Source organism: Desulfobacca acetoxidans DSM 11109 (assembly GCF_000195295.1).
Classification (GTDB): domain Bacteria; phylum Desulfobacterota; class Desulfobaccia; order Desulfobaccales; family Desulfobaccaceae; genus Desulfobacca; species Desulfobacca acetoxidans.
This window is the reverse complement of sequence record NC_015388.1, coordinates 2,811,540-2,833,852: the sequence shown is the minus strand read 5'-3', so window position 1 is coordinate 2,833,852 and position 22,313 is coordinate 2,811,540. Positions and strand designations below refer to the sequence as shown.

Sequence of the window (22,313 nt, the reverse complement as noted above, 5' to 3'; positions counted from 1 at the left end):
GGTCTCGTTTTCTATTGTCTAGAGGCTGACTGCATGCAAAGTTTAGACTCAGGCAAACTTATCTATGGCGTGCATCCGGTCCTGGAGGCCTTGCGGCGGGAAGGGAACGCCGTTGAAGAAGTCATTGTCGTTAAGGGCCGGCGGGCGCCTTGGTTTGAGGAAGTCAAAGCCCTGGCTCAGAAATATGGGGTGAGGTTCCGTCTGGCCGACCAGACCTGGATCAAGCGTCTCGTCGGTCCGGTCAACCACCAGGGGGTCATTGCACGGACGCATGGCTACCGGTATATGGCAGAGCCTGAGATGTTGCAGCGTTTGCAACAGGCGGATAGGAACGCCCTGCTGGTGGTAGCCGATTGCATACAAGACCCGATGAATCTCGGCAATCTGTTGCGTACCGCCTATGCCGTGGGGGCGCAGGGGGTGCTGATTCCCAAAGATCGGGCGGTTGGGGTAACTTCGGTGGTGATCAAGGCCGCGGCCGGGGCCATGGTGCATCTCCCTGTCTGCCGAGTGACCAATCTCACGACGGCCATCACCCATTTCAAAGAGATCGGTCTCTGGGTGATCGGGGCTGAAGCAACGGCCTCTCAAACCCTTTATGGTGTTGATCTCACCGGTCCCCTGGCCCTTGTTATCGGTGGCGAAGGGCAGGGGCTGCGTCCTCGGGTGAAGCAGGCTTGTGATCTTCTCGTGGCCATTCCGATGGCGGGGGAACAGGTCGGCTCACTGAACGCGGCGACGGCCGGAGCGGTCATGATGTATGAGATCTATCGTCAGAGAGCTGCGGCCCAGCTCCGAAGAAAGTGATATACTTAGCCAATTTACTGAATTTACAAGGCCAAACAGGTTAAATAATGAGTTTGAAAAATGTCGTTGACTTCCTATTCAATTGTTGGTATGTAAAAGAAAACTATGAAAGCTCGGCCAGACTGATGAGTGTATGGTCAGAAAATTAAGGTTATTTAGGATGGTCAGGGCATCCGGTTTTTAGACTAATAACTCGACGCTGCGAAACTCAAATCACCCGAACGCACCTCATTCCAAAACGCCGCTTTGTTAAGAGAAAAAGCAAGAAATGAGATCATCTATTTTCAGGAAGAATTTGTCTTTTTATCCCCGACAGGGACTGTGGAGAAAGAGACTTCTCTATATCCTGGCCGGCTGCGGCGTTTTCGCCCTGGCAGGCCTGATCTTCTTGATTTATCTCGCTTTGCAGGTGCCGGTGGACCGTTTGGCGGGGGAGATACCGTTTCCCCGGGTTGCCACCACCTTCCAGAAAACCGAGCCTATTCCCCAGGTAGACACGGCCAAGCCCGATAAACCTCCCACCTTGATACCCGAGGCGGGCAATGTTCCTGCCTATGCCCTCTTTTATGCCGCTCAACCGGCGGGACAAGAGCGGATCAAGCCTGAAAAACATCGTTCGCGCCCCTATTCCAAACCGGAGAAACGTACTTCGGGCGCTGTAAAAGCTAAGCGATCTTCCTAATCACGTCAGTTGTCACGTGAGCGCCGCTGCGTCCGATCAGACCGGTAGAATAGCACGTTCAGCCGGGGCGGTAGGTATTGCTGTCTTTTGCAGTCGCATCTTGGGTCTGATCCGGGAGCAGGTATTGGCCAACCTGTTTGGGGCCGGAACTGCCATGGACGCCTTTGTGGTCGCCTTTCGGATCCCCAATCTGCTGCGCGATCTGTTTGCCGAGGGGGCCTTAAGCGCAGCTTTTGTCACCGTTTTTACCGATTATGACGAGCGTTGGGGTCGGGCTCGGACCTGGCGGTTGGCGAATGTTGTTCTGGCGGTCCTGACACTGTTGGTAGGCGCCATTGCGCTGGTGGGCATCTTTGCTTCCGATAAGCTGGTGCGTCTCATGGCGCCGGATTTTGCCCTCGTGCCAGGCAAGACAGGCCTCACGGTCATCATGACCCAGATCATGTTTCCCTTTCTGCCCATGATCTCGCTGGCAGCAGTGGTCATGGGCATTCTGAATGCCAAGGGGAAATTTTTTGTTCCGGCCATGGCGTCCACTTTTTTCAATCTGGGCTCCATCGTTTCCGGGGTGGCGCTGGCAATGATCCTGCCGCGTTACGGCGTGCCGGCCATTATCGGCATGGCTGTTGGCACTCTGTTGGGCGGGGGGCTGCAGCTGGCGGTGCAGACACCGCTTCTCTTTCGCGTAGGCTATCGCTTTCAGTGGGTAATCGACTGGCGGGATGAAGGACTGCGTCGCATTTTACGGCTGATGACGCCGGCTATCATCGGACTCTCGGCCACCCAGATCAATGTTTTCATCAATACCTTTTTTGCCTCCAGCTGCGCTGAGGGGAGTGTTGCCTGGCTCAATTACGCCTTCCGGCTGCTGCAGTTTCCTATTGGAGTCTTCGGTGTGGCCATCTCCATCGCCGCCATGCCGGTGGTGTCGCGCTACGCCTCGCAGCAGGATCATGAGGGTTTAAAACAGGCCTTCACTTCTTCCCTGGTCATGACTCTGCTCATTACGATTCCGGCCTCGGTCGGCCTGGCGGTGCTGGCCGAGCCGATCATTGCCCTGATTTTTCAACACGGCCGTTTCTCCGCCGCCGACACCGGACAGACTGCGGCGGCTTTGTGTTTCTATGCTATCGGTTTGTTTGCCTATTCCGGCGTCAAAGTCGTGGTGCCGGTGTTTTACGCCCTCAATGACACCAGGTATCCGGTCATTGGCAGCTTTCTGGCGGTGGGGGCTAATTTTCTCCTGATCATCCTGACGTTGAGCACCTTGCAGCACCGGGCCATCGCCCTGGCTACCTCTTTCAGCATGATCTTGAATTTTGTTTTTTTGAGCAGTGTGCTGTATCGCAAGGTTCAGGGCTATCCTCTAAAATATGTGGGTTGGTGTCTGGTCAAGGTATGTTTGGCGTCGGCAATTATGGGGCTGTCGATTCATTGGGCGAACGCCTTTCTGCAACCCCTGGCAGGCGCTGGACTCGTGGGGCGCCTGTTCGCTCTCCTGTGTATTATCACCTTCGGGCTGGTTGTGTATGGATTCCTCCTGCGATTCAGCAAGATTCCAGAATTTCAGGAGTTAATCAAGCTATTGCAGGGTCTTGGCGGCCAGCGGGCCACGAGGCCATAGTGTTAAGGGAAACGATCATGTCACCACCGGAAAAGATGCAGGCTATCCTGCCGTTGCTACAGAGGCTCTACCCTAAGGCGCATTGCACCCTGGATTTCGCTGACCCCCTGCAATTGCTGGTGTCAACCATACTATCGGCTCAGTGCACGGATGAACGGGTGAACCTGGTGACCCCGGCGGTATTTCAGAAATACCGTACGGCTGCCGATTATGCCGCGGCGCCTTTAGAAGACCTGGAGGAGGCTTTTCATGCCACCGGCTTCTTCCGGCAGAAGGCCAAGAGCATCAAACAGATCTGTCAGACATTAGTCGAGAGATTCGCCGGCCAGATTCCCCCATCCCTGGAGGAGCTGGTAAAATTTCCGGGCATCGGCCGCAAAACCGCCAACGTCATTTTGGGCAATGCCTTCGGCATTCCGGGGATAGTCGTAGATACCCATGTGGGTCGGGTGTCGCGACGACTCGGCCTGACCACCAATAAAGATCCGGTAAAAATCGAATTTGACCTGATGGCGCTTGTGCCGCAAGAGGACTGGACCGATTTTTCTCATCAACTCATCTGGCACGGCCGCCAGGTCTGCATGGCCAAGAAGCCCAGGTGTACGGCCTGCGCTCTGCTGCCTTACTGTAACTTTGGCCAGAAACAGCAATAAACCGCCGCGAGCTGCAGCCTGGCAGAGTTCAACTGGTGATAGGGCCTACGAGCCGATGCAGGGGTCGGTTTGTGGCTCCTTTAGAGATAACCGCTGAAAACCGGATCGAAGTTATCCTGGGTTTTTTTAAGCCTTTCGGTTGACAGAACGGCTTTTCCGGATTATAAATAAAGCTTGTTGGGGGATCGTCTAGCGGCAGGACAGCAGACTCTGGATCTGCCTACCGAGGTTCGAATCCTCGTCCCCCAGCCAGACAGGCAAGATCGTCCGTGCTGAAAAACCATAGATTCTGCAGTGCCGGTTAAAAAAAGTTTTCAGCCGGGAAGAGATACGTTATAATTAGCGGCGATGCTATGTTCCCCGGTAGCTCAGTCGGTAGAGCAGGTGGCTGTTAACCACTTTGTCGGCGGTTCGAGTCCGTCCCGGGGAGCCAGATCTCAAAAAGGCCGTCTTTCGTCGGGAAGAGGGCCTTTGCTTTTTCGCAATACTCTTTTTAGAAGATGTCTTTTTGAACAGGAATATAATACAATAGATTTAGGACCTACAGGTATAAACCTTCCATTTGAGCATAACCATGAAGTCGTATCATGGAAATCTGTTCATATCCTTTTGATCGCATACTTATTCCCTATGATGGCAGCCCTTCGGCAAAGAAGGCCGTGGAGTGGGCTGCATGTTTGGCCCAGATCGGAAGCGATTCGGTAGAAAAGGTCACCCTGCTTCGGGTCATCGGCGGCGGGTATCTGGCCCGGCACATTCAAAACGTGGACCTGCGCGTGACCCGCATGGACCAGGTCGCAGCCTGGCGCCGGATACGACAATACCACCTTGATCATGAAATCATGCCGCTTTTGGAAGAGGGCAAACGGTTTTTACAAGAAAAAGGTGTATCGGTCCCTATTGAGACCAGGGTTGCCGAGGGGAAGATCGGAGAAGAGATCAGCCGATTGGCCGATGAGGGCGGATATAGCGCCATCGTCATGGGCCGGCGGGGATTATCTCCGGTAAAGGAACTGTTTCTGGGAAGCGTGACCCGTCAGGTCTTGTCTCTGGCCCAGAAAAAGACTGTTTTTGTGGTTGGTTTGGAAGCGGTTTTCAATCCAGACTGTCCCATTTCTCCTTTGCTTTTGCCGGTGGATGGTTCGGAGCCGAGCCGGGAGGCGGTCCGTCAGGGAGCAGTACTGGCCCAAGGATTGCGTGCCTGCCAACCTCGACTGAATCTTTTGTACGTACCGGACGATTGAGAGATTCAGAAAGTCAAACGTGGCAAAAGAACCAGAAACAACCTCCACTCAGGTCCTCAGGCTCTACCGCGACCTGGCAGACTGGTATCCGCTCTTGACGCCGGTGGGCGACTACGCCGAAGAGGCCACCTTTTACCGGTGTTTGTTCGAGGCCCACTGTCAGCGGCCCCCTCGGACCCTGCTCGATCTCGGCAGCGGCGGCGGCCACAATGCAGCCCACTTGAAGGCGGCGTTAGCCTGTACTCTCGTCGACCTGGAACCAGCCATGCTCGCGCTGAGCCGCCGATTGAATCCGGAGTGCGAGCATATTCAGGGCGACATGCGTTCAGTACGGCTCGGGCGCGTCTTTGATTGTGTCCTCGTACACGACGCGGTCAGCTACATGACCTCGCGCAGCGATCTTGCCAGCACCATTGCCACGGCTTTCGCACACACCGCTCCGGGAGGGGTCGCGATGTTCCAGCCAGATTTCGTCTCGGAGACCTTCGAGCCGGGAACCGAGACAGGCGGCAGAGACGGGAACCGGCGCGGCTTGCGCTACCTCGAATGGCGGTGGGTTCCCGACTCAAAAACCGACATGTACGTGATCGACATGGCGTACCTCTTGAGAGACGTGAACGGAGCAGCCAAGGTCATTCACGACCGTCACTTCATGGGTCTGTTCCCGAGAACCGTGTGGTTGGAGCTGATCTCAGCCGCCAGCTTCGAACCACTCGTGGTCCCCTTTGAGCACAGCTCGTACAGCGATACCGGACACGAGGTGTTCCTCGGGCTGCGGCCTGTCGCCGACGAAAGAGGTACGACATGAGCGAACCCTCGCCGCGCTTCTGGCCGATCTTTTTCGAGCTCTACGAGTCGCTCCCCCGGCAGGGTCCGGGCAACCGAGACTGCGCCGCCAGAGCCCTTGCTCTTTGTCGCGATCTGCCCCTTGCGCCGGGAGTGCTCGATCTGGGCTGCGGCGTCGGCGGGCAGACACTTCATCTCGCCGATCTCATATCAGGGTCCATCGTGGCCCTTGACAGCCATGCTCCGAGCATCGAGCGGCTGCGCTCGACGGTCGCTGTGCGAGGGCTGGCCGAGCGGATTCAGTCTATTGTCGGCGACATGGCCGAACCCGGGCTGCCGCCTGCGAGCTTCGACCTCGTCTGGTCCGAGGGGGCGCTCTACAACATCGGCATAGAAAAAGCCCTGCGCGTCTGCAGCCGGCTGCTGCGGCCCGGCGGTTACCTCGCCTTCACCGACGCGGTCTGGCGCAAGGACAACCCGCCCCCCGAGGTCAAAGCGAGCTTCGATGCCGACTATCCGGCCATGGGCCGGGTTTCGGATGTCCTGGCGGCAATTGAAAGAGGCGGCTTTTCGCTCATCGGCCACTTCACCCTGCCGGACGAGGCCTGGTGGGAAGACTTCTATACACCGATGGAAATTCGCATCGAGGAACTGCGCGCTAAATATGGAGCCGACGACGAAGCGCTGGCCGTGTTGGATCAACTCGCGCAGGAGCCCGAGATGCACCGGAAGTATTCAGACTGCTACGCCTATGAGTTCTTTGTGGCGCGACGGGTGGAGTGAAAGAACCCAAAGTGCCGGGGAAAGATGATTCAAAACCGCTTCCGCCTCACCGGGATCGGACTGCTCTTTGATAACTCGTTGAATGATAAGCACTTTCGGATTGACATCCGAGTGGAGAACGGTTATGAAGAGGGTTGCACACGGGGAGCCAGATCTCAAAAAGGCCGTCTTTCGTCGGGAAGAGGGCCTTTGCTTTTTCCCAATACTCTTTTTAGAAGATGTCTTTTTGAACAGGAATATAATACAATAGATTTAGGACCTACAGGTATAAACCTTCCATTTGAGCATAACCATGAGGTCGTATCATGGAAATCTGTTCATATCCTTTAAACCGCATACTCATTCCCTATGATGGCAGCCCTTCGGCAAAGAAGGCCGTGGAGTGGGCCGCATGTTTGGCCCAGATCGGAAGCGATTCGGTAGAAAAGGTCACCCTGCTTCGGGTCATCGGCGGCGGGTATCTGGCCCGGCACATTCAAAACGTGGACCTGCGGGTGACCCGCATGGACCAGGTCGCAGCCTGGCGCCGGATACGACAATACCACCTTGATCATGAAATCATGCCGCTTTTGGAAGAGGGCAAACGGTTTTTACAAGAAAAAGGTGTATCGGTCCCTATTGAGACCAGGGTTGCCGAGGGGAAGATCGGAGAAGAGATCAGCCGATTGGCCGATGAGGGCGGATATAGCGCCATCGTCATGGGCCGGCGGGGATTATCTCCGGTAAAGGAACTGTTTCTGGGAAGCGTGACCCGTCAGGTCTTGTCTCTGGCCCAGAAAAAGACTGTTTTTGTGGTTGGTTTGGAAGCGGTTTTCAATCCAGACTGTCCCATTTCTCCTTTGCTTTTGCCGGTGGATGGTTCGGAGCCGAGCCGTGAGGCGGTCCGTCAGGGAGCAGTACTGGCCCAAGGATTGCGTGCCTGCCAACCTCGACTGAATCTTTTGTACGTAATGGAAATTGTCCAAATAACCGCCTCAATGAATGAGGCAAATGTATTGGTGCGCGATGGAGAAAAAATCCTGGCGGACAGCCATGCCATTCTACTGGAGGCAGGTTTCCCAGGAGAAGTGGAGGAAAGGCTGCAGGTTGGAGAACCTCCCCGAATTATTGCTGAAGAAGCTGAAGAGGGGAGCTATGCTCTGGTCTTGATGGGGGCCCGGGGGCTATCCTCTTTAAAGCAACTGATTCTTGGCAGCGTCTCCAGCGGTGTTCTGCATCGCGTCTCCCGGTCCGTTATCGGGATTGTTTATCTCTGATGCTGGTCGGAAAATGACTCTTCACAGGCTGGAAGCCCGCGCCACCAGGGAAAATGCCATCAGGTGAATTGTTCGGGCTAACTTCTTGCTGCTGTTATCATAGCTTCCTGGAGCAAGACCTCGCGGTATCTTGCGATGAATTCATCGAGATCAGTTTTCCAGGGGCGCATCAGATTAAGGCCCTGATCCTTGAGCCGGCGATTTTCCAGGATGGAATTTTTCGGTCTTTTGGCGGGAGTTTGATATTCGGCGGTGGTGCAGGGATTAATCTGGATTTCGATTCCCATCCGCCGGAGGAAGTAGTCGGCCACTTCAAACCAGGTGGCATACCCCTCAGCCGTCGCATGATAAATGCCCTGGCCGCCAGCCTCTATGATCCTGGCCAGTTGTTCGGCCACCCGGTATGACCAGGTAAGAGAGCCGAATTGATCATTGACCACTTTGATCCTGGGTTTGGGGTTGCTGAGGGCCAGTCGGAGCATGGTCTTGAGAAAATTGGGACCATGCAGTCCGTAGACCCAGGCAGTCCGGACGATGATATAGTGGGATAGTTCCTGTTTTACGACAGTTTCGCTTGCCACTTTGGTCTGGCTGTAGTATGAAAGCGGGCCTACCGCATCGTCTTCTCCATAGGGTTCCGGGACGGGCCTCTCCCCGTCGAACACTGAATCGGTGGAGATATGCAACAGGGTGCCGCCGTGGCGGGCCAGACTGGCAGCCAGGTTACGGGGGCCGACGACATTAACCCGATAGGCCAACTCCCGCTCCTGCTCGGCAGCATCCACTCTGGTATAAGCCGCACAGTTTATCAGGACCTCGGGTTGATAGCGCCGCACAGCCTCCTCAACCTGGACCGCATCGGTTATATCCAATTCCCTGGAGCCCAACGCCACCAGATCATGCGCTCGGTTTAACACCAGGAGACATTCTCTGCCCAACAACCCATTCTTGCCGACCAAGACTATCTTCATAACCCGGATTCCTCATGCCCCTTAAAGCCGGCACGAACTATTCATATTTCAACCTTTCTCCCGTTCCCTATCCGGAGCTTGGGGGCGGGGGAGATGACCGCTGTTCTTTGGTTCCTGGCCTCTCATTAGTGCTAGGCTCAGTCGGTTAATTGTGGCAGCAGGTTATCCGGGACATCCCGTAAGAGGGGAAGTCTTGCATCTTTATCGGATAGAATGTGTGCCGTTACCGGCCAATCGATGCCCAGGTGGCTATCGTTCCACAGAATACCGTATTCATCTAAGGGGTCATAATAATCCGTACACTTATACAGTATAGCGGCAGCTTCACTGATAACCGTAAAACCATGGGCAAAACCTGGCGGGACAAACAGTTGGCGGTGATTATCGGCTGAAAGCAGGTTCTTTGTCCATCTGGCAAAATTTTTGGAGCCCAGCCGAATATCCACCACGACATCGATAACTTCGCCCTGCAGCACCGTGATCAACTTTCCCTGGGGCCGCCGCAACTGATAGTGCAGTCCCCGAACTACTCCATGAAGGGAATATGACAGGCTATCCTGCACAAACCTGGCCTCAATGCCATGGTCCGAGTAGCCCAGGGCTTGATAGATATCAAAGAAATATCCCCGTCGATCGGTAAACACCCGCGGTTCGATCAGTTTAATCTCCGGCAGGTCTGTGGCTAGAATTCTCATCTGCCCCAATACTCCCTTTGGCTGATGGGGTCATAGAAGCTGGCCGTACTGCTGCTCCAGCCATTGGCGGTAGGCGCCGCTGGCTACTTTTTCCACCCAATCGGGGTGGTCCAGATACCAGCGAACTGTCTTAACAATTCCGTCATAAAACGATTCCTTCGGCTTCCACCCTAGCTCCCGCGTGATCTTGCCGATATTCATGGCGTAGCGGCGGTCATGGCCGGGGCGATCGGGGACAAACTTTATTAGAGAGTAGTGCGGCACCGACTGAGCATGAGGAACCAGTCTGTCCAAGATCTCACAGATCTGGGAGACTACCTGCAGATTGGTCTGCTCACTCAGGCCGCCGAGGTTATAAGACTCCCCGATGACGCCTCGTTCCAGCACCAGGTGCACTGCTTCACAATGATCGGCGACATATAACCAATCCCGAATATTTTGGCCATCTCCGTATAGGGGCAATGATTTTCCTCTCAGGGCATTGAGGATCATCAGGGGAATAAATTTTTCCGGAAATTGCAGGGGGCCGTAATTATTGGAACAATTAGTGATGAGGATCGGGACTCCATAGGTTTCGTGGTAGGCCCGCACCAGGTGGTCACTGGCGGCCTTGGAGGCCGCATAAGGGCTGTTCGGGGCGTAGGGGGTGGTTTCGGTAAAGGCGGGATCGTCAGGTCCTAGTGAGCCGTAAACTTCGTCTGTGGAGATCTGTAAAAACCTGAAATTTTCTCTCTCCGATGTGGTAAGATTCCCCCAGTACTGGCGAACCTCCTCTAAGAGGCGAAAGGTGCCGACCACATTGGTTTCGATAAAGGTCTCGGGATGCTGGATAGAACGGTCTACATGCGATTCCGCCGCAAAGTGGATTACTGCCTGCGGCCGGAATTGAGAGAGGAGACGGCTTACCAGTTCCCGATCACCGATAGACCCATGAACAAAAATATGATCCGGGTCATCCTTTAAGATAGCCAGGTTATAGATATTGCCCGCATAGGTTAATTTATCCAGATTGATAATGCGGGCGGCCTTGGCTCGGCGCTGTTGCAGAACAAAATTTGAGCCGATGAACCCGGCGCCGCCGGTTACAAGCCATGTTTGCATAGTTGACACACCTTTTTGGGACAGTGAGCGAAGTCCCTAACAATTCATAATATTTCACTGGTAGTGCCAGACCTCCAGGTCTGGCGGGAAAGATGTCGGTCAGACCTGGAGGTCTGATCTACCAGGTCATTTATTCTATCCTGATTCTCCCCTGGAGGGCGAAGATTAATATTTCAATGCTTTATGATATAAATTAATGGCAACGTGGGTCAATCAAGGAAATTTTGGATTTTGAACTTTTTTTTGTATATTAAAAATTATCCTCTGATTTGAGACTGTCGCAAAATGAATCAATATTGATATGTAATAATGACACAAAAAAACACGTAAAAATTTCCAATTTATGGTATTATCAATTAAATATTTCTTCGCACTTTTATCTTAGAAAAATGTTTGAATGGAACGAACTATTCTTTGAAAATCATAAAGGAGAAATCTAATGGAAAAAGAATCACGCCTTCTAGCAAACTTTTATGATAGCGTGCGGCAGCGCGTTCCTTCTACTGAACGTGATAAGGACCGCGAATTGTTCCGGGGTCGCCTGAGATTAGATACCCTTTTACACAAGAAGTTGGTTCTCACAGATGCAATGATTTTGGACGGGAGATATTTCCTTGATGAAACTCCAAACGAGTTGTTGGAATTTGTCAAGCGATCCGATGAAGACAATGACCCTCCCATTGAGATAAGGACGCGGTCTGAAGGATTAGAAGAGGCTCTTATAGGACTTGTAAAAAAAACCGGCGCTGACAAACTGAAATCTTTCCAATTTTCCGCTATTGAAGATGATGAACAAAGAGAACATGTAACTGAAGAATTGGAAAAGAGGTCGGAAAGCGAAGTAACAGATTGGACGGATATTCTAAAATTATTTCGTGAAATGGAGGTTGATAAGGAAAATGTAGAAAGATTAGAAAATAGCTGGGCGGTTTGGTTTGAGGCGCAAAAAAAAAGTTATTTATGCACAAGGCCTTGGAATTCAGAGTTTTCTTTTGACAACACAATCTCACAATTATTAACTGAAAGACAACAAGAGACCGGAATTTTAACACCGGGCCTTGCAACAGATTTTTCTAATTTTATTAAGTATAATTACAATAATAGAAGTTCAATCGAGTCAGAAGTTAAGAAGTCATATAGTGCAGAAAGAAGTGAAAGTGATAAAAATGAACTCATAAGAATTTGGAACTGGTATGATCGTTGTTATCTTGCCACAATTGCCACACAGCATAACTGTAGTACATTTGAATCAGTTGATTATACTTTAAGTCAAATTCGTATGCCTTCTACGACATTAGATCGGGAGGCTGATATATTTATTTATCAACCAGATATTATTAGCGAACTTGGTAAGTTAGATAACGGGAAATATAGAGATATATTTAAAGTTGCTAATTCAGCCTTGAATCACTGGTGGAAAGAGGGAGATAAGAATTGTTTAAGAAAAGGAATGGAACCTTTTGTAAATAATATAGCAATAAAATCATCAGATTGGGAAGGTGATCTACTTAGATTACTAATCGGGATGGCACCAGGAGTGGTTGCGCTTTGCATACAAGATATCAACCCTATTATATCAATATTAGGTTATCCACTAGAAATTATTTTCAAAAATTTTTTAAAATATAAAACGAATAAAGCGGAAAAATTACAGTCATCATACGTTACTGAAAGAATAATAAAAATCGCCAGGGGAAGAACCGATGTTTGAGAATGATATCAAGCGGGAAGAGGAAATATTGGTTTATTCCGATCCGAACAATCCTTGGGTAGAGCTCTACTTTGATCGGGTTAGATTTCCCAATGGACATATGGGGCGATACAATCGGATTATGGAGTGCAAAGGTAAACAGGGTGTTGCAGTTCTGCCAATCATGGATGGAAAAGTGGGATTAGTGCGCCAGTTCCGTTATCCGATTGGCGAAGAAGTATGGGAAATACCCAGAGGTTTTGCGGCGCCAGATACTGATTCCAGGCAGCAGGCGCTGAGAGAGTTGGAAGAAGAGACGGGAATTTCAGATAAATTTTGTAAGTTGGTAGAGTTAAGTAAAGTTCATCCAAACAGTGGGCTTTTATCTTCCGAAGTCCAGCTTTATGCGGCTTTGACTTTTACAGGACAGGAACATACGCTTCCAACAGATAACGAGACCTCGAGATTTCAATGGTTTCCAGTAAGTGAAGTTCTTGAATCCATAAAAAAGGGTGAGATAACGGATGTATTTACGTTGTCGGCTATTTTGATCGCTCGGGAGCTCAATATCCTTTGACCATTAAGGCTCTTACAAAACTGATTTCTCTCTTACTGGTCATTCGGAGTTTTAGCGAAGAATCTGCTCTTTTCAACGAGATATAGATCTTTTACTACGTTCAACATGACAAAAACCTCTATTTTGCAAGAATCTTACACTTTATACTGATATAAGGTTGCCGAAAGTAGGCGTGAGAATCTTGCCGAGGTTCTGGCTTTATTTCCAATAACTGACTTGGAGTGTTGATAATGGTCCGCAGACGTATATTGGTTACCGGGGGAGCGGGGTTCATCGGTTCCCATGTGGCTGAGTCTTTTCTGGCGGCAGGTCATGAGGTAGCGATTGTAGACAATCTGAGCACCGGGCGGCAGGACAACGTCCCGGTCGGGGCTCAATTTTATCCCTTTGACATCAAGTCTTGGGAAACGTTTGACTTCATCCGCCACTGGCAACCGCAGGTTTTGGTGCATCATGCCGCCCAGATGAGCGTCAGGATCTCCGTGGACGACCCGGTAAGGGACGCCCAGGAGAATATTCTCGGTTCTTTAAACCTCTTCGAGGCGGCAGTCCAGGGTAAGGTCGAGAAGATTATCTTTGCCTCCACCGGTGGAGCCATGTACGGTGACCAGGCGCCCGTCCCGGCTGGTGAAGAGGACCGGGCGACACCCGAGTGCCCGTATGGCATCGCCAAGCTGGCAGTGGAGCACTATATGCATTTTTATCACCGGGAACACGGTGTTATTCCCATCAGATTGCGGTATGCCAATGTTTACGGTCCCCGACAGAACGGGCTGGGGGAGGCAGGGGTGGTGGCCATCTTTATTGAGAAATTCCTGGCCCAGGAACAGCCCGTCATCAACGGCGATGGCCTTCAGACCCGAGACTTTGTTTACGTGGGGGATATTGTGGCAGCCAATCTCCTGGCGCTGGAATATTCTCAAGCCGGGACTTTTAATATCGGTACCGGGGGTGAGACTGATATTTTAACGATCTATTTAAAACTGCAGGAAATCCTCGGTTCCAAGAAGGGTCCGGTGCATGGACCGACCAAGCCGGGAGAGCAGCGCCGAAGTGCTCTGGACAGCACCCTGGCTCACAAAGAACTGGGTTGGCGGCCCCGGATAAACCTGGTGGAGGGATTGACCCGCACGGTCGAGGCCTTTCAGCAGCGCTATTTGCTGAAATAAACGAAGTTTTTCAGGTATAGGGAATTGGTCTGGTGGCCGTGATCATCCGGCTGTGAGCAAAGCTGAGATAATCATTGCGCTTGAACCGACGTGAGGCAGGAATGGTTGATAGATCTGATCTGGGCGGGAAAAGTCAGGCCAGCCTTGGTTGGAAAGGAATAATTCTCGCGGGCGGGGCGGGGACCCGACTCTATCCGATCACGAAAGTGGTCAGCAAGCAGCTTTTGCCGATTTATAACAAGCCGATGATCTATTACCCCTTATCCGTTCTCATGTTGGCGGGCATCCGAGATATTCTGATAATTTCAACTCCCGAAGATCTGCCTCGTTTCCAGGAACTTCTGGGTGATGGGTCCCACTTAGGGCTGAGATTTTCCTATGCTCTGCAGCCGCAACCGGAGGGATTGGCGCAGGCCTTTATCATCGGACGGGAGTTTATCGGGGGCGATCGGGTCTGTCTTATCCTGGGAGACAACTTGTTCTACGGGCATGGCTTTCAAGGAAGTTTAAAGCGCTCCCTGTCCCTTGAACGCGGCGGATTGATCTTCGGTTACTGGGTCAGTAATCCGGAGCGCTACGGGGTGGTAGAATTTGACGCCACCGGACAGGTGCTGGGGATTGAGGAAAAACCCTCCCGCCCCAAGTCCAATTATGCTGTGCCCGGCCTATACTTTTATGACAACCAGGTAGTGGATATTGCCGCCGGTCTAATACCCTCGGCTCGCGGTGAGTTGGAGATCACTGATATAAACTGCCACTATCTCCGGAGGCAGGAACTGCGCGTAGAGATTTTGGGAAGGGGTTTTGCCTGGCTCGACACCGGCACCCATGATTCTCTGCTTGAGGCCTCAACATTCATCGAAACCATAGAAAAGCGCCAGGGGCTGATGATTGCCTGCATCGAAGAAATTGCCTATCGCCAGGGATACATCGACCGGACTCAGATGGCCCGCTTGGCTCACGGCCTGGAAAAAAGCAGCTACGGGCAACACCTTTTGAAACTCGTTGCCGAGCTTACGTAACGGGCAGGCTTAGGGGCAGGCATTATTTCCCAGCAGAAAAAAAAAGTCTGCCCGCCTTATATAAAAACAGTGAGCAGTGAGCCGTGAGCCGTGAGCAGCAAAAACATTATTGTGAGCAGCCACCACGATTCTGTTTTTATGCTTCGTTGTGTTCGGCAGAACATGAGCACTTATATGCAAGAAGGTGGTGCCGGTTTTCCAGATGGCATGGTGATGCACAGGCCGCTGATGTACAGGCCAGGAGGCCTATGCCACCAATCATTCTTTCAAATTTCACTGTGTTCTTGAGAACATGAGGACTTGTATATTTTACTTATTTTCGAAAAGTTGCAGGTAAAAAAACTGGCCTACTTCCACCGTTTTTTTGGGGGATAGGGGGATTATCTCGTTCAGTTCTTGGGGGGAAAACCTGATTTCTAAAGGCGGCCCGAATGGGGTTGGTTCTTTTTTAATTTCGACGATGGCCAAAATCCCCTTTGGTTTTAATATGCGCTTGACTTCTTTGTTAAACCCGTCTATCTGGCTTCGGGAAAACCCGTGAAAAACAGTAGAGAGATAGATCAAGTCAATCGATGAGTCCTGCAGATCGGTGGTTTTCGTTACATCACCTAAAATCGGGGTAATATTCGTACCCGGTGTTTCTTGACGAAGGATTTCAATCGCATTTTTATCGGGATCAAGGGCAAATATTTTCCCAGAATTTTTCTGCATCCGGGAAAACTCCTTGGACATGTAACCATTGCCGCAGCCGGCGTCAAGAATGACTGCCCCTGGAAAGATATCCAGTTCTTTAAGGATAATCTCTTTGTTTAATAAACGTTCCGAAGATCTTCCGGCGTGCTGGTGGGGCTTATGGGTCTCTTTCTCTTGATTCATCTCTTACCCTCTCTCGATTCGTCTCTTACCCTTTGATCCCGCCTGTAGTATAAGACGTTCCGGTCACGGCAGAATTGCATTAATGGCGGAGACCGGCCAGTTCTTCGATGCCCGCCCAGGCCTGTTTGATTTTACGGCTGAAATCAGTATCCGGCAACTCGGTGACGACCAACCCCTGGATCATGGCTCTGGTGATCAGAGGATCATGGGGCAGCCGCGCCAACATCGGGTGACCCCGCTCCCGGCACAGGGCTTCAATGCGGGCGGTCTCCTCCGGGTTAAGGTCAAATTTATTAATGATAACGGCCAAGGAAATCTGAAAGTGGCGGCATAGGTCGGCGACCCGCTCCAGGTCGTGTCGTCCTGAAGGGGTCGGCTCGGTAACTGCAATGGCCAGGTCGGCTCCCGAAAAAGAGCTGATTACCGGACAACCGATGCCAGGGGCGCCGTCGCAGAGAATGAGGTCGGCGCCGGACGTCGCAGCCAGTTCTCGAGCCTGCTTTTTTAGCAGGATAACTAACTTGCCCGAATTCTCTTCTCCCGGAAAGAGTTGGGCATGTACTAAAGGTCCGAAACGAGTGGTTGACAGGAACCATTTACCGCAGTGTCTTTCCGGAAATTGAATGGCTTCCTCTGGGCAGAAGGTGACGCAGACCTTGCAACCCTCGCACCGCAGGGAGTCAACGGAAAACCCTTGGCTATGCTCCCGAATTGCCTCGTACTGGCACATAGAAGCGCACAGACCGCAGTTAGTGCATTTTTCAGGATCGATCACCGCCTCGTGGCCGGAGTAGAAATCCTCCTCCCGCTCCCGCTTCGGGTGCAGCAACAGGTGCAGATCGGGAGCATCCACATCGAGATCGCAGGTGATCTTGTTGTGGGCCAGATGGGCAAAGGCGCCGGTCAGCGAGGTCTTGCCGGTGCCGCCCTTGCCGCTGATGATTAGAATCTCACGCATGGGCGGCCTCCTGGGGACGGCTAAGTGCGGCCAGCTCGCGTATCTTGTCCTTCAGAGAGACAAAGGTCGCGGAGAGCTCTGGTGATATCCCGGCAATAATCCTGCCGCAGGAATAGGCCTCGGCAATAGCCCGGTCATAAGGAATCTCGGCTAGAATTGGCAACCCCCGTTCCTGGCAGAATCGATAGATGTCATCCTGGCCTAGTCCGGCCCGATTGATCACCGCGCCTATGGGTTTTCCAAAAGGCGAGAAGGCTTCGCAGGCCAACTGAAAGTCGTAAAAGCCAAACGGAGTGGGTTCGGTGACCAGGATGATAATATCGCTGTCAAGCACTGCATTAACGGCTGGACAACTTACTCCCGGTGGGGCGTCGATGATCGCATCTTTCCCGGTTTCCGCCAAAATCCTCTTTAATCTGGCCTTCACCAGGCGCATGAGGGGTGGACTCATGGCCTCGCCGATGCGAAGCCGACCCGCCAGATAATCGACCTGTCCGGCTTTTCCCCAGCTTATGTCGCCTAATTCCCGTTGCCCGGGAGAAATGGCCTTTTCCGGACAGACGGCAATACAACCGTTACAGCCGTGACACATTTCCGGAAAGGTTAGAATCAGACGGCCCATAACGGTAATAGCCGCAAACTGGCAGATATCGGCACAGGCCCCGCAATAGGTGCATTTCGCCTCATCCACCACCGGTGTCAGAATATAGCCCTTTTCGCATCCTTCGATAACCGGTTGGAGGAAGAGATGCAGGTTGGGCTCCTCCACGTCAAGATCAACGGCGATTAACGGACTATCCCAGATTGAGGCCAGGGAGGCGGTGACGGTGGTCTTGCCGGTTCCTCCCTTGCCGCTGGCGATGGCTGCAATCATCTTCCGGCCGCATTAGGAGATTGTGCCACTTCGACGCCGCCGCGCTGGTATCGCTCCACAGCTTCCCGTACGGTCACTCCCGCCAGTTTTTGCACCACCTTAATACCGGCGGCAGTCAAGGCCTGGAATGCCTTGGGACCGACGTTGCCGGTGAGCAGACACTTAACGCCGGCGCGGGCGACTAACTGTGCTGCCTGGATGCCGGCCCCATGACCCATCATCTGAGTCTGGCCATTATCAATATATTGAGTATGCATGGTATCCAAATCCACGACAACGAAACCGGCGGCCCTGCCAAAGCGGGGATCAACTTTATCATCCAGGGAAGGGCCTTCACTGGTAACAGCAATTTTGTTCATATGTTACACCTTTTCCATTCTGGTAGGTTCTACAACAGCCGGCCAATGTCCTTGAAGGCATCTGCCGATCGCTGGTGTGCTTCTGTCAACTGAAAATATATCTCGGAAGTCAAACCAACGGCACTCATTTTATGCACTAATGTTTATAATAAGCCACGTCTCAGCCGCCGTCAAGGGAAGAAATGAGAAACAGAGGCTTTTTGAAGGTAAAAAGTGTCTGACTTAGTTAATGCGATCGTTTAATTTAGCGAAGAAAATTATTGGACTCAGGGGAGGAGAGGAGTAATATAGCTACATAATAGACGTCTTGATTTCTTAACGGGAGGTTATGGCATGGAGGGGAGAAATGGCATCAGCGAGGACTGGCTATCCTTGTGGATGGGGCTGTTTATCTTCGTCCTCGGTCTGGGACTCTTTGTGGGAGTGGATATCCTGGGTTGGGGTATTAAGACCAATGTCTGGCTGGATATCACCAAGGCTTTAAACCCTATATCCGGCGACCTCAAAGCAATGCCGGGTATAACGTCACTCTTTTTGACCTACATCTTTCTGTTGGTCATAACGGAGATTGGCGCTATTGCCATGGGTGCTAACGTCGGCCGTTTTATGATCGGTTTTACTCTGGTCTTCTGGATCGGATATGCCTGCTGGCTGACCGGCCATTATGCCTACATCGCGGCCACGGATGCGGGTAAGATGGGAATCGGCTGGTCGTTGCGGCTGACCGGTGAGGCCGGGTTTATTGTGGCGCTGATGGTGGGTCTGATCGTGGGCAACTTCTTCCCGCGGTTTGCCGGAGTTTTGCAGGAGGCTACTCGGCCCGAGCTTTATATTAAAACCGCCATCGTCATCATGGGTGCCGGTCTGGGGGTCAAAGCGGCAGGGGCGGCTGGTTTGGCCTCGGCGGTCATGTTTCGCGGCCTGTGCGCTATTATTGAAGCCTACCTGATCTATTGGGCGGTGGTCTATTTCATTGCCCGGAAATACTTTAAGTTCAGTCGGGAGTGGGCTGCGCCGCTGGCTTCCGGCATCTCCATCTGCGGGGTCTCGGCGGCTATTGCCACCGGCGGTGCCATTCGGGCCCGGCCTGTGGTTCCGATCATGGTATCCTCGTTGGTGGTAATTTTTGCTGTAGTAGAATTGTTGATCCTGCCATTTTTAGCTCAGACCTTCCTGTGGACGGAGCCGATGGTGGCAGGCGCCTGGATGGGATTGGCGGTCAAGACCGACGGCGCCGCCGTGGCCAGCGGTGCCATCGTCGACTCCCTCATCCGGGCCAAGGCCCTGGTGGCCCAAGGAATCAGTTATAAAGAGGGCTGGATGCTCATGACGGCTACCACTGTGAAGATTTTTATCGATATCTTTATCGGTGTCTGGGCCTTCATTTTGGCGGTCATCTGGTGTGCCAAGATTGAATGTACCGGCGGCCGTGTCCGGGCCATGGAGATTTGGGAGCGGTTTCCGAAGTTCGTCCTGGGCTATGCCCTTACCTTTTTTTTCATGCTATTCATCTGCCTGGCGTTTCCGGGCGTGATGAAAACCGCCAAGGCGGCCACGGCGCAGATGGACGTCTTTCGGGTGCTATTCTTTGTCTTGACCTTCTTCACTATCGGGGTGGTCTCAAACTTTAAGAAGCTGTGGGAGGAAGGCATTGGCAAACTGGCTGCGGTGTATGTCCTCTGTCTCTTTGGATTTATTATCTGGATAGGTCTGTTGATCTCCTGGATCTTTTTCCACGGAGTCAAACCACCGCTGGCTGGCTAGGCCACCGAAGGAGGAAAACATGAAAGAGGAAATAAAATTGCCGCCAGAGGAAAAACCGGAAATGCCGCCGGAGGCAGAGGCCAGATTGATCGATGAGCTGCAGAAGATGAGTTATGAACCTCTTCTGCCGGTGGAGAAGAAACTTATCGGTTGGAGTATTGCCATCGGGGTTGTTGCCTTGGGCATCCTGGTATGGGTCAGTTATACCTTCTTTCCCGGTGGCCATTGAGTCAGGGATGGTAGTCCAGCCATTATCAATAATTTGAAGGTAGGGGCGGGTCTCAGATCCGCTCCTTAAGGTTTGAAGTGATGGCTGGCAAGAGATTCGGTGTTTCTTGTTCCCGTTGGGAAGAGTGGAGGGAAGGGTTGCCTATAGGGGATGGTTCATTTTTAGGCCATAAACTGTCGATTTGATAAAAATACTTGATTGCCAGATGATTTTATAATAACATTCCTTGATACAGTGAAGTAAAATGTCTGTGGGGGTGCTTGGGTATCATGGAAAAGGCTGATGAGGAGCTGGTGGCTCGCTGGATCGACCATGATCCGGAGTTGAGGCGCCACATTGAAGAGCATCAGGATTTTGAACGGCAATTAGAGGAGTACAATCGGCGGGCCTATCTGACCGCCGATGAGACTGTAGAGCGTCGCCGCATCCAGAAATTAAAATTGGCAGGTCGAGATAGAATAGAACAGATTTTGGCCCGATATCGGGCGAAGGAAAAATCAGTATGAAACTGACCGGCAGTCAGATTTTCCTCAAGTGTCTGGAACGCGAAGGCGTCAAACATGTTTTCGGTTTCCCCGGTGGTGTGGTCCTGGATATTTATGATGAATTGACCCGCGCCCCTAATATTAAACATTTTTTGGTACGGCATGAACAGGGTGCAGCCCATGCCGCCGATGGCTATGCCCGAGCGTCGGGTAAAGTGGGGGTTTGTTTGGTGACCTCGGGGCCGGGGGCGACCAACACCGTTTCGGGGATTGCTTCGGCTTACATGGATTCTATTCCGATTGTGGTTTTCACCGGGCAGGTGCCAACGCCATTGATCGGCAACGACGCCTTTCAGGAGGTTGATATCGTTGGCATTACTCGACCTTGCACCAAGCACAATTATTTAGTCAAGCATGTTGAAGACTTGGCGCGGGTTATCCATGAGGCCTTTCATATCGCTCGGACGGGGCGGCCAGGGCCGGTGCTGGTGGACCTGCCCAAGGATGTGGTTCAGGGCCGGACCGTTCCCAAATTCCCGGAGACCATCAAGATCAAGAGTTATAATCCAAACTATCACGCCAATCCCAAGCAGATCAAGAAGGCTTTGGATCTGATCCTCAAGGCGCAGCGGCCGGTGATCTACGCCGGGGGCGGGGTGATCCTGTCCGGGTCCGCCGGTGAGCTGACTAAGTTTGCCACCTTATTGCAGATTCCGGTGACTACTACCCTGATGGGTTTGGGTGGCTTTCCGGCGCCTCACGATCTCTGGTTAGGCATGTTGGGTATGCATGGGACCTATTTTGCCAATATGTCCGTGCACCATGCTGATGTGTTGATTGCCATCGGGTCCCGTTTCGACGACCGGGTCACCGGTAAAATCGAGGAATTTGCCCCGCATGCCAAGATTATACACATTGATATCGATCCCACCTCTATCAGCAAGAACGTGGTGGTGGACATTCCTATCGTGGGTGACTGCAAGGATGCTCTGAGCCAGCTCAACGAGTTGGTGGCGGCGCTGCCGCCCCGGGAGCTGGCGCCGGCGCATCAGGCCTGGCTGGATCAGATCGCCGAATGGAAACGGGACCATCCTTTGACCTATGAGCAGAACAGCGGCGAATTAAAGCCCCAGTTTGTGGTTGAGAAACTCTACGAGTTGACCAATGGCAATGCCATTATCAGCACTGAGGTGGGACAGAATCAGATGTGGGCGGCTCAATTTTATCACATCAAAAGCCCGAATCGGTGGTTGAGTTCCGGGGGATTGGGTTGTATGGGATATGGCTTTCCGGCCGCCATCGGGGCTCAGGTGGCCTGTCCGGATGATATTGTCATCGATATCGCCGGGGACGGCAGTATCCAGATGAATATCCAGGAACTGGCCACGGCAGTGGAATATGAGCTGCCCGTGAAGGTGGCGATTCTCAATAACCAGTTTTTGGGTATGGTGCGCCAATGGCAGCAGCTTTTCTACGGCCGTCGTTACAGCCAGACTCCCATGACCTCTCCTGATTTTGTTAAACTGGCGGAGGCCTATGGAGCCTTGGGTCTCAGGGCCACCAGACCGGAGGAAGTGGAGCCGGTGATCCGGGAAGCCATTAATACCCGGAAACCGGTATTGATGGATTTCCGGGTGGCACCGGAGGAATGTGTTATGCCCATGGTTCCGGCAGGGGCGCCGATGCACAAGATGCTGCTGACCTAAAG

Annotated in this window: 23 protein-coding genes and 2 tRNA genes; 18 read left to right on the top strand and 7 right to left on the bottom strand. The window is 52.3% G+C overall.

The features are described 5' to 3' along the window. Positions 1 to 33: 33 nt before the first annotated feature. The 10 genes from rlmB to DESAC_RS12675 all read left to right on the top strand — a co-directional run bounded on the left by rlmB (position 34) and on the right by DESAC_RS12675 (position 7,835). The gene (rlmB, locus tag DESAC_RS12720) at positions 34 to 807 is read left to right on the top strand and encodes a 23S rRNA (guanosine(2251)-2'-O)-methyltransferase RlmB (protein ID WP_013707481.1); all 774 of its coding nucleotides are present in this window, start codon (positions 34 to 36) and stop codon (positions 805 to 807) included. A 295-nt stretch (positions 808 to 1,102) separates the two neighbouring features. After that, entirely contained in the window at positions 1,103 to 1,489 is a 387-nt protein-coding gene (locus DESAC_RS12715; RefSeq protein ID WP_013707480.1) for a hypothetical protein, read from the top strand. Between the two features lie 16 nt (positions 1,490 to 1,505). Next, complete coding sequence (murJ, locus tag DESAC_RS12710; RefSeq protein ID WP_013707479.1) at positions 1,506 to 3,113, top strand: murein biosynthesis integral membrane protein MurJ; 1,608 nt, start codon at positions 1,506 to 1,508, stop codon at positions 3,111 to 3,113. A 17-nt stretch (positions 3,114 to 3,130) separates the two neighbouring features. Next, positions 3,131 to 3,766 (top strand): endonuclease III, encoded by a 636-nt coding sequence (nth, locus tag DESAC_RS12705; protein ID WP_041283973.1) that lies wholly within the window; start codon positions 3,131 to 3,133, stop codon positions 3,764 to 3,766. A 178-nt stretch (positions 3,767 to 3,944) separates the two neighbouring features. Further along, positions 3,945 to 4,018 (top strand) — tRNA-Gln (locus DESAC_RS12700). A gap of 105 nt (positions 4,019 to 4,123) precedes the next feature. Next, positions 4,124 to 4,199: transfer RNA gene (locus tag DESAC_RS12695), tRNA-Asn, on the top strand. Between the two features lie 154 nt (positions 4,200 to 4,353). Then, complete coding sequence (locus DESAC_RS12690) at positions 4,354 to 5,010, top strand: universal stress protein (RefSeq protein ID WP_013707477.1); 657 nt, start codon at positions 4,354 to 4,356, stop codon at positions 5,008 to 5,010. Between the two features lie 19 nt (positions 5,011 to 5,029). Then, on the top strand, positions 5,030 to 5,818 hold the full coding sequence (locus tag DESAC_RS12685; RefSeq protein WP_013707476.1) for a class I SAM-dependent methyltransferase: 789 nt from the start codon (positions 5,030 to 5,032) through the stop codon (positions 5,816 to 5,818). Further along, on the top strand, positions 5,815 to 6,579 hold the full coding sequence (locus DESAC_RS12680) for an SAM-dependent methyltransferase (RefSeq protein WP_013707475.1): 765 nt from the start codon (positions 5,815 to 5,817) through the stop codon (positions 6,577 to 6,579). Before DESAC_RS12685 ends, DESAC_RS12680 begins: the two co-directional genes overlap by 4 nt. Before the next feature lie 305 nt (positions 6,580 to 6,884). Next, positions 6,885 to 7,835 (top strand): universal stress protein, encoded by a 951-nt coding sequence (locus tag DESAC_RS12675; protein WP_013707474.1) that lies wholly within the window; start codon positions 6,885 to 6,887, stop codon positions 7,833 to 7,835. Between the two features lie 77 nt (positions 7,836 to 7,912). Here the strand turns inward: DESAC_RS12675 and rfbD are convergent, their stop codons facing one another. The 3 genes from rfbD to rfbB all read right to left on the bottom strand — a co-directional run bounded on the left by rfbD (position 7,913) and on the right by rfbB (position 10,602). Further along, positions 7,913 to 8,806: a dTDP-4-dehydrorhamnose reductase gene (rfbD, locus tag DESAC_RS12670; protein WP_013707473.1), complete on the bottom strand. Its 894-nt coding sequence runs from the start codon at positions 8,804 to 8,806 to the stop codon at positions 7,913 to 7,915. A 137-nt stretch (positions 8,807 to 8,943) separates the two neighbouring features. Then, positions 8,944 to 9,501 carry a dTDP-4-dehydrorhamnose 3,5-epimerase gene (rfbC, locus tag DESAC_RS12665; RefSeq protein WP_013707472.1) on the bottom strand — a complete coding sequence of 186 codons (558 nt, stop codon included), beginning with the start codon at positions 9,499 to 9,501 and terminating at the stop codon, positions 8,944 to 8,946. Positions 9,502 to 9,531: 30 nt separating this feature from the next. Further along, entirely contained in the window at positions 9,532 to 10,602 is a 1,071-nt protein-coding gene (gene rfbB / locus DESAC_RS12660; RefSeq protein WP_013707471.1) for a dTDP-glucose 4,6-dehydratase, read from the bottom strand. Positions 10,603 to 11,041: 439 nt separating this feature from the next. Between rfbB and DESAC_RS12655 the strand changes: the two genes are divergently transcribed. The 4 genes from DESAC_RS12655 (at position 11,042) to rfbA (ending at position 15,060) form a co-directional block, all read left to right on the top strand. Then, a complete protein-coding gene (locus DESAC_RS12655) occupies positions 11,042 to 12,313 on the top strand; it encodes a hypothetical protein (protein ID WP_013707470.1) in 1,272 nt (423 codons plus the stop codon). After that, entirely contained in the window at positions 12,306 to 12,869 is a 564-nt protein-coding gene (locus DESAC_RS15435; protein ID WP_013707469.1) for an NUDIX hydrolase, read from the top strand. The genes DESAC_RS12655 and DESAC_RS15435 overlap by 8 nt, the downstream gene beginning before the upstream one ends. A gap of 230 nt (positions 12,870 to 13,099) precedes the next feature. After that, on the top strand, positions 13,100 to 14,038 hold the full coding sequence (locus tag DESAC_RS12645) for an NAD-dependent epimerase/dehydratase family protein (RefSeq protein WP_013707468.1): 939 nt from the start codon (positions 13,100 to 13,102) through the stop codon (positions 14,036 to 14,038). Between the two features lie 101 nt (positions 14,039 to 14,139). Next, positions 14,140 to 15,060 (top strand): glucose-1-phosphate thymidylyltransferase RfbA, encoded by a 921-nt coding sequence (rfbA, locus tag DESAC_RS12640; protein ID WP_013707467.1) that lies wholly within the window; start codon positions 14,140 to 14,142, stop codon positions 15,058 to 15,060. Between the two features lie 309 nt (positions 15,061 to 15,369). On the opposite strand, the gene DESAC_RS12635 is transcribed toward rfbA, so the two are convergent. The 4 genes from DESAC_RS12635 to DESAC_RS12620 all read right to left on the bottom strand — a co-directional run bounded on the left by DESAC_RS12635 (position 15,370) and on the right by DESAC_RS12620 (position 18,127). Then, a complete protein-coding gene (locus DESAC_RS12635) occupies positions 15,370 to 15,936 on the bottom strand; it encodes a class I SAM-dependent methyltransferase (RefSeq protein ID WP_013707466.1) in 567 nt (188 codons plus the stop codon). A gap of 79 nt (positions 15,937 to 16,015) precedes the next feature. Next, on the bottom strand, positions 16,016 to 16,894 hold the full coding sequence (locus tag DESAC_RS12630; protein WP_013707465.1) for an ATP-binding protein: 879 nt from the start codon (positions 16,892 to 16,894) through the stop codon (positions 16,016 to 16,018). Beyond that, the gene (locus DESAC_RS12625) at positions 16,887 to 17,768 is read right to left on the bottom strand and encodes a nucleotide-binding protein (protein WP_013707464.1); all 882 of its coding nucleotides are present in this window, start codon (positions 17,766 to 17,768) and stop codon (positions 16,887 to 16,889) included. Before DESAC_RS12625 ends, DESAC_RS12630 begins: the two co-directional genes overlap by 8 nt. Further along, positions 17,765 to 18,127, bottom strand: coding sequence for a NifB/NifX family molybdenum-iron cluster-binding protein (locus tag DESAC_RS12620; protein ID WP_013707463.1), 363 nt, complete (start codon positions 18,125 to 18,127; stop codon positions 17,765 to 17,767). The genes DESAC_RS12625 and DESAC_RS12620 overlap by 4 nt, the downstream gene beginning before the upstream one ends. 333 nt (positions 18,128 to 18,460) lie before the next feature. On the opposite strand from DESAC_RS12620, the gene DESAC_RS12615 reads away from it, so the two are divergent. The 4 genes from DESAC_RS12615 (at position 18,461) to ilvB (ending at position 22,311) form a co-directional block, all read left to right on the top strand. Beyond that, positions 18,461 to 19,891 carry a putative sulfate exporter family transporter gene (locus DESAC_RS12615; RefSeq protein ID WP_013707462.1) on the top strand — a complete coding sequence of 477 codons (1,431 nt, stop codon included), beginning with the start codon at positions 18,461 to 18,463 and terminating at the stop codon, positions 19,889 to 19,891. 19 nt (positions 19,892 to 19,910) lie between these two features. Then, positions 19,911 to 20,120, top strand: coding sequence for a hypothetical protein (locus DESAC_RS12610; RefSeq protein WP_013707461.1), 210 nt, complete (start codon positions 19,911 to 19,913; stop codon positions 20,118 to 20,120). A gap of 269 nt (positions 20,121 to 20,389) precedes the next feature. Next, positions 20,390 to 20,626 (top strand): hypothetical protein, encoded by a 237-nt coding sequence (locus tag DESAC_RS12605; protein WP_013707460.1) that lies wholly within the window; start codon positions 20,390 to 20,392, stop codon positions 20,624 to 20,626. Further along, positions 20,623 to 22,311 carry a biosynthetic-type acetolactate synthase large subunit gene (gene ilvB / locus DESAC_RS12600; RefSeq protein WP_013707459.1) on the top strand — a complete coding sequence of 563 codons (1,689 nt, stop codon included), beginning with the start codon at positions 20,623 to 20,625 and terminating at the stop codon, positions 22,309 to 22,311. The genes DESAC_RS12605 and ilvB overlap by 4 nt, the downstream gene beginning before the upstream one ends. Positions 22,312 to 22,313: the final 2 nt, after the last annotated feature.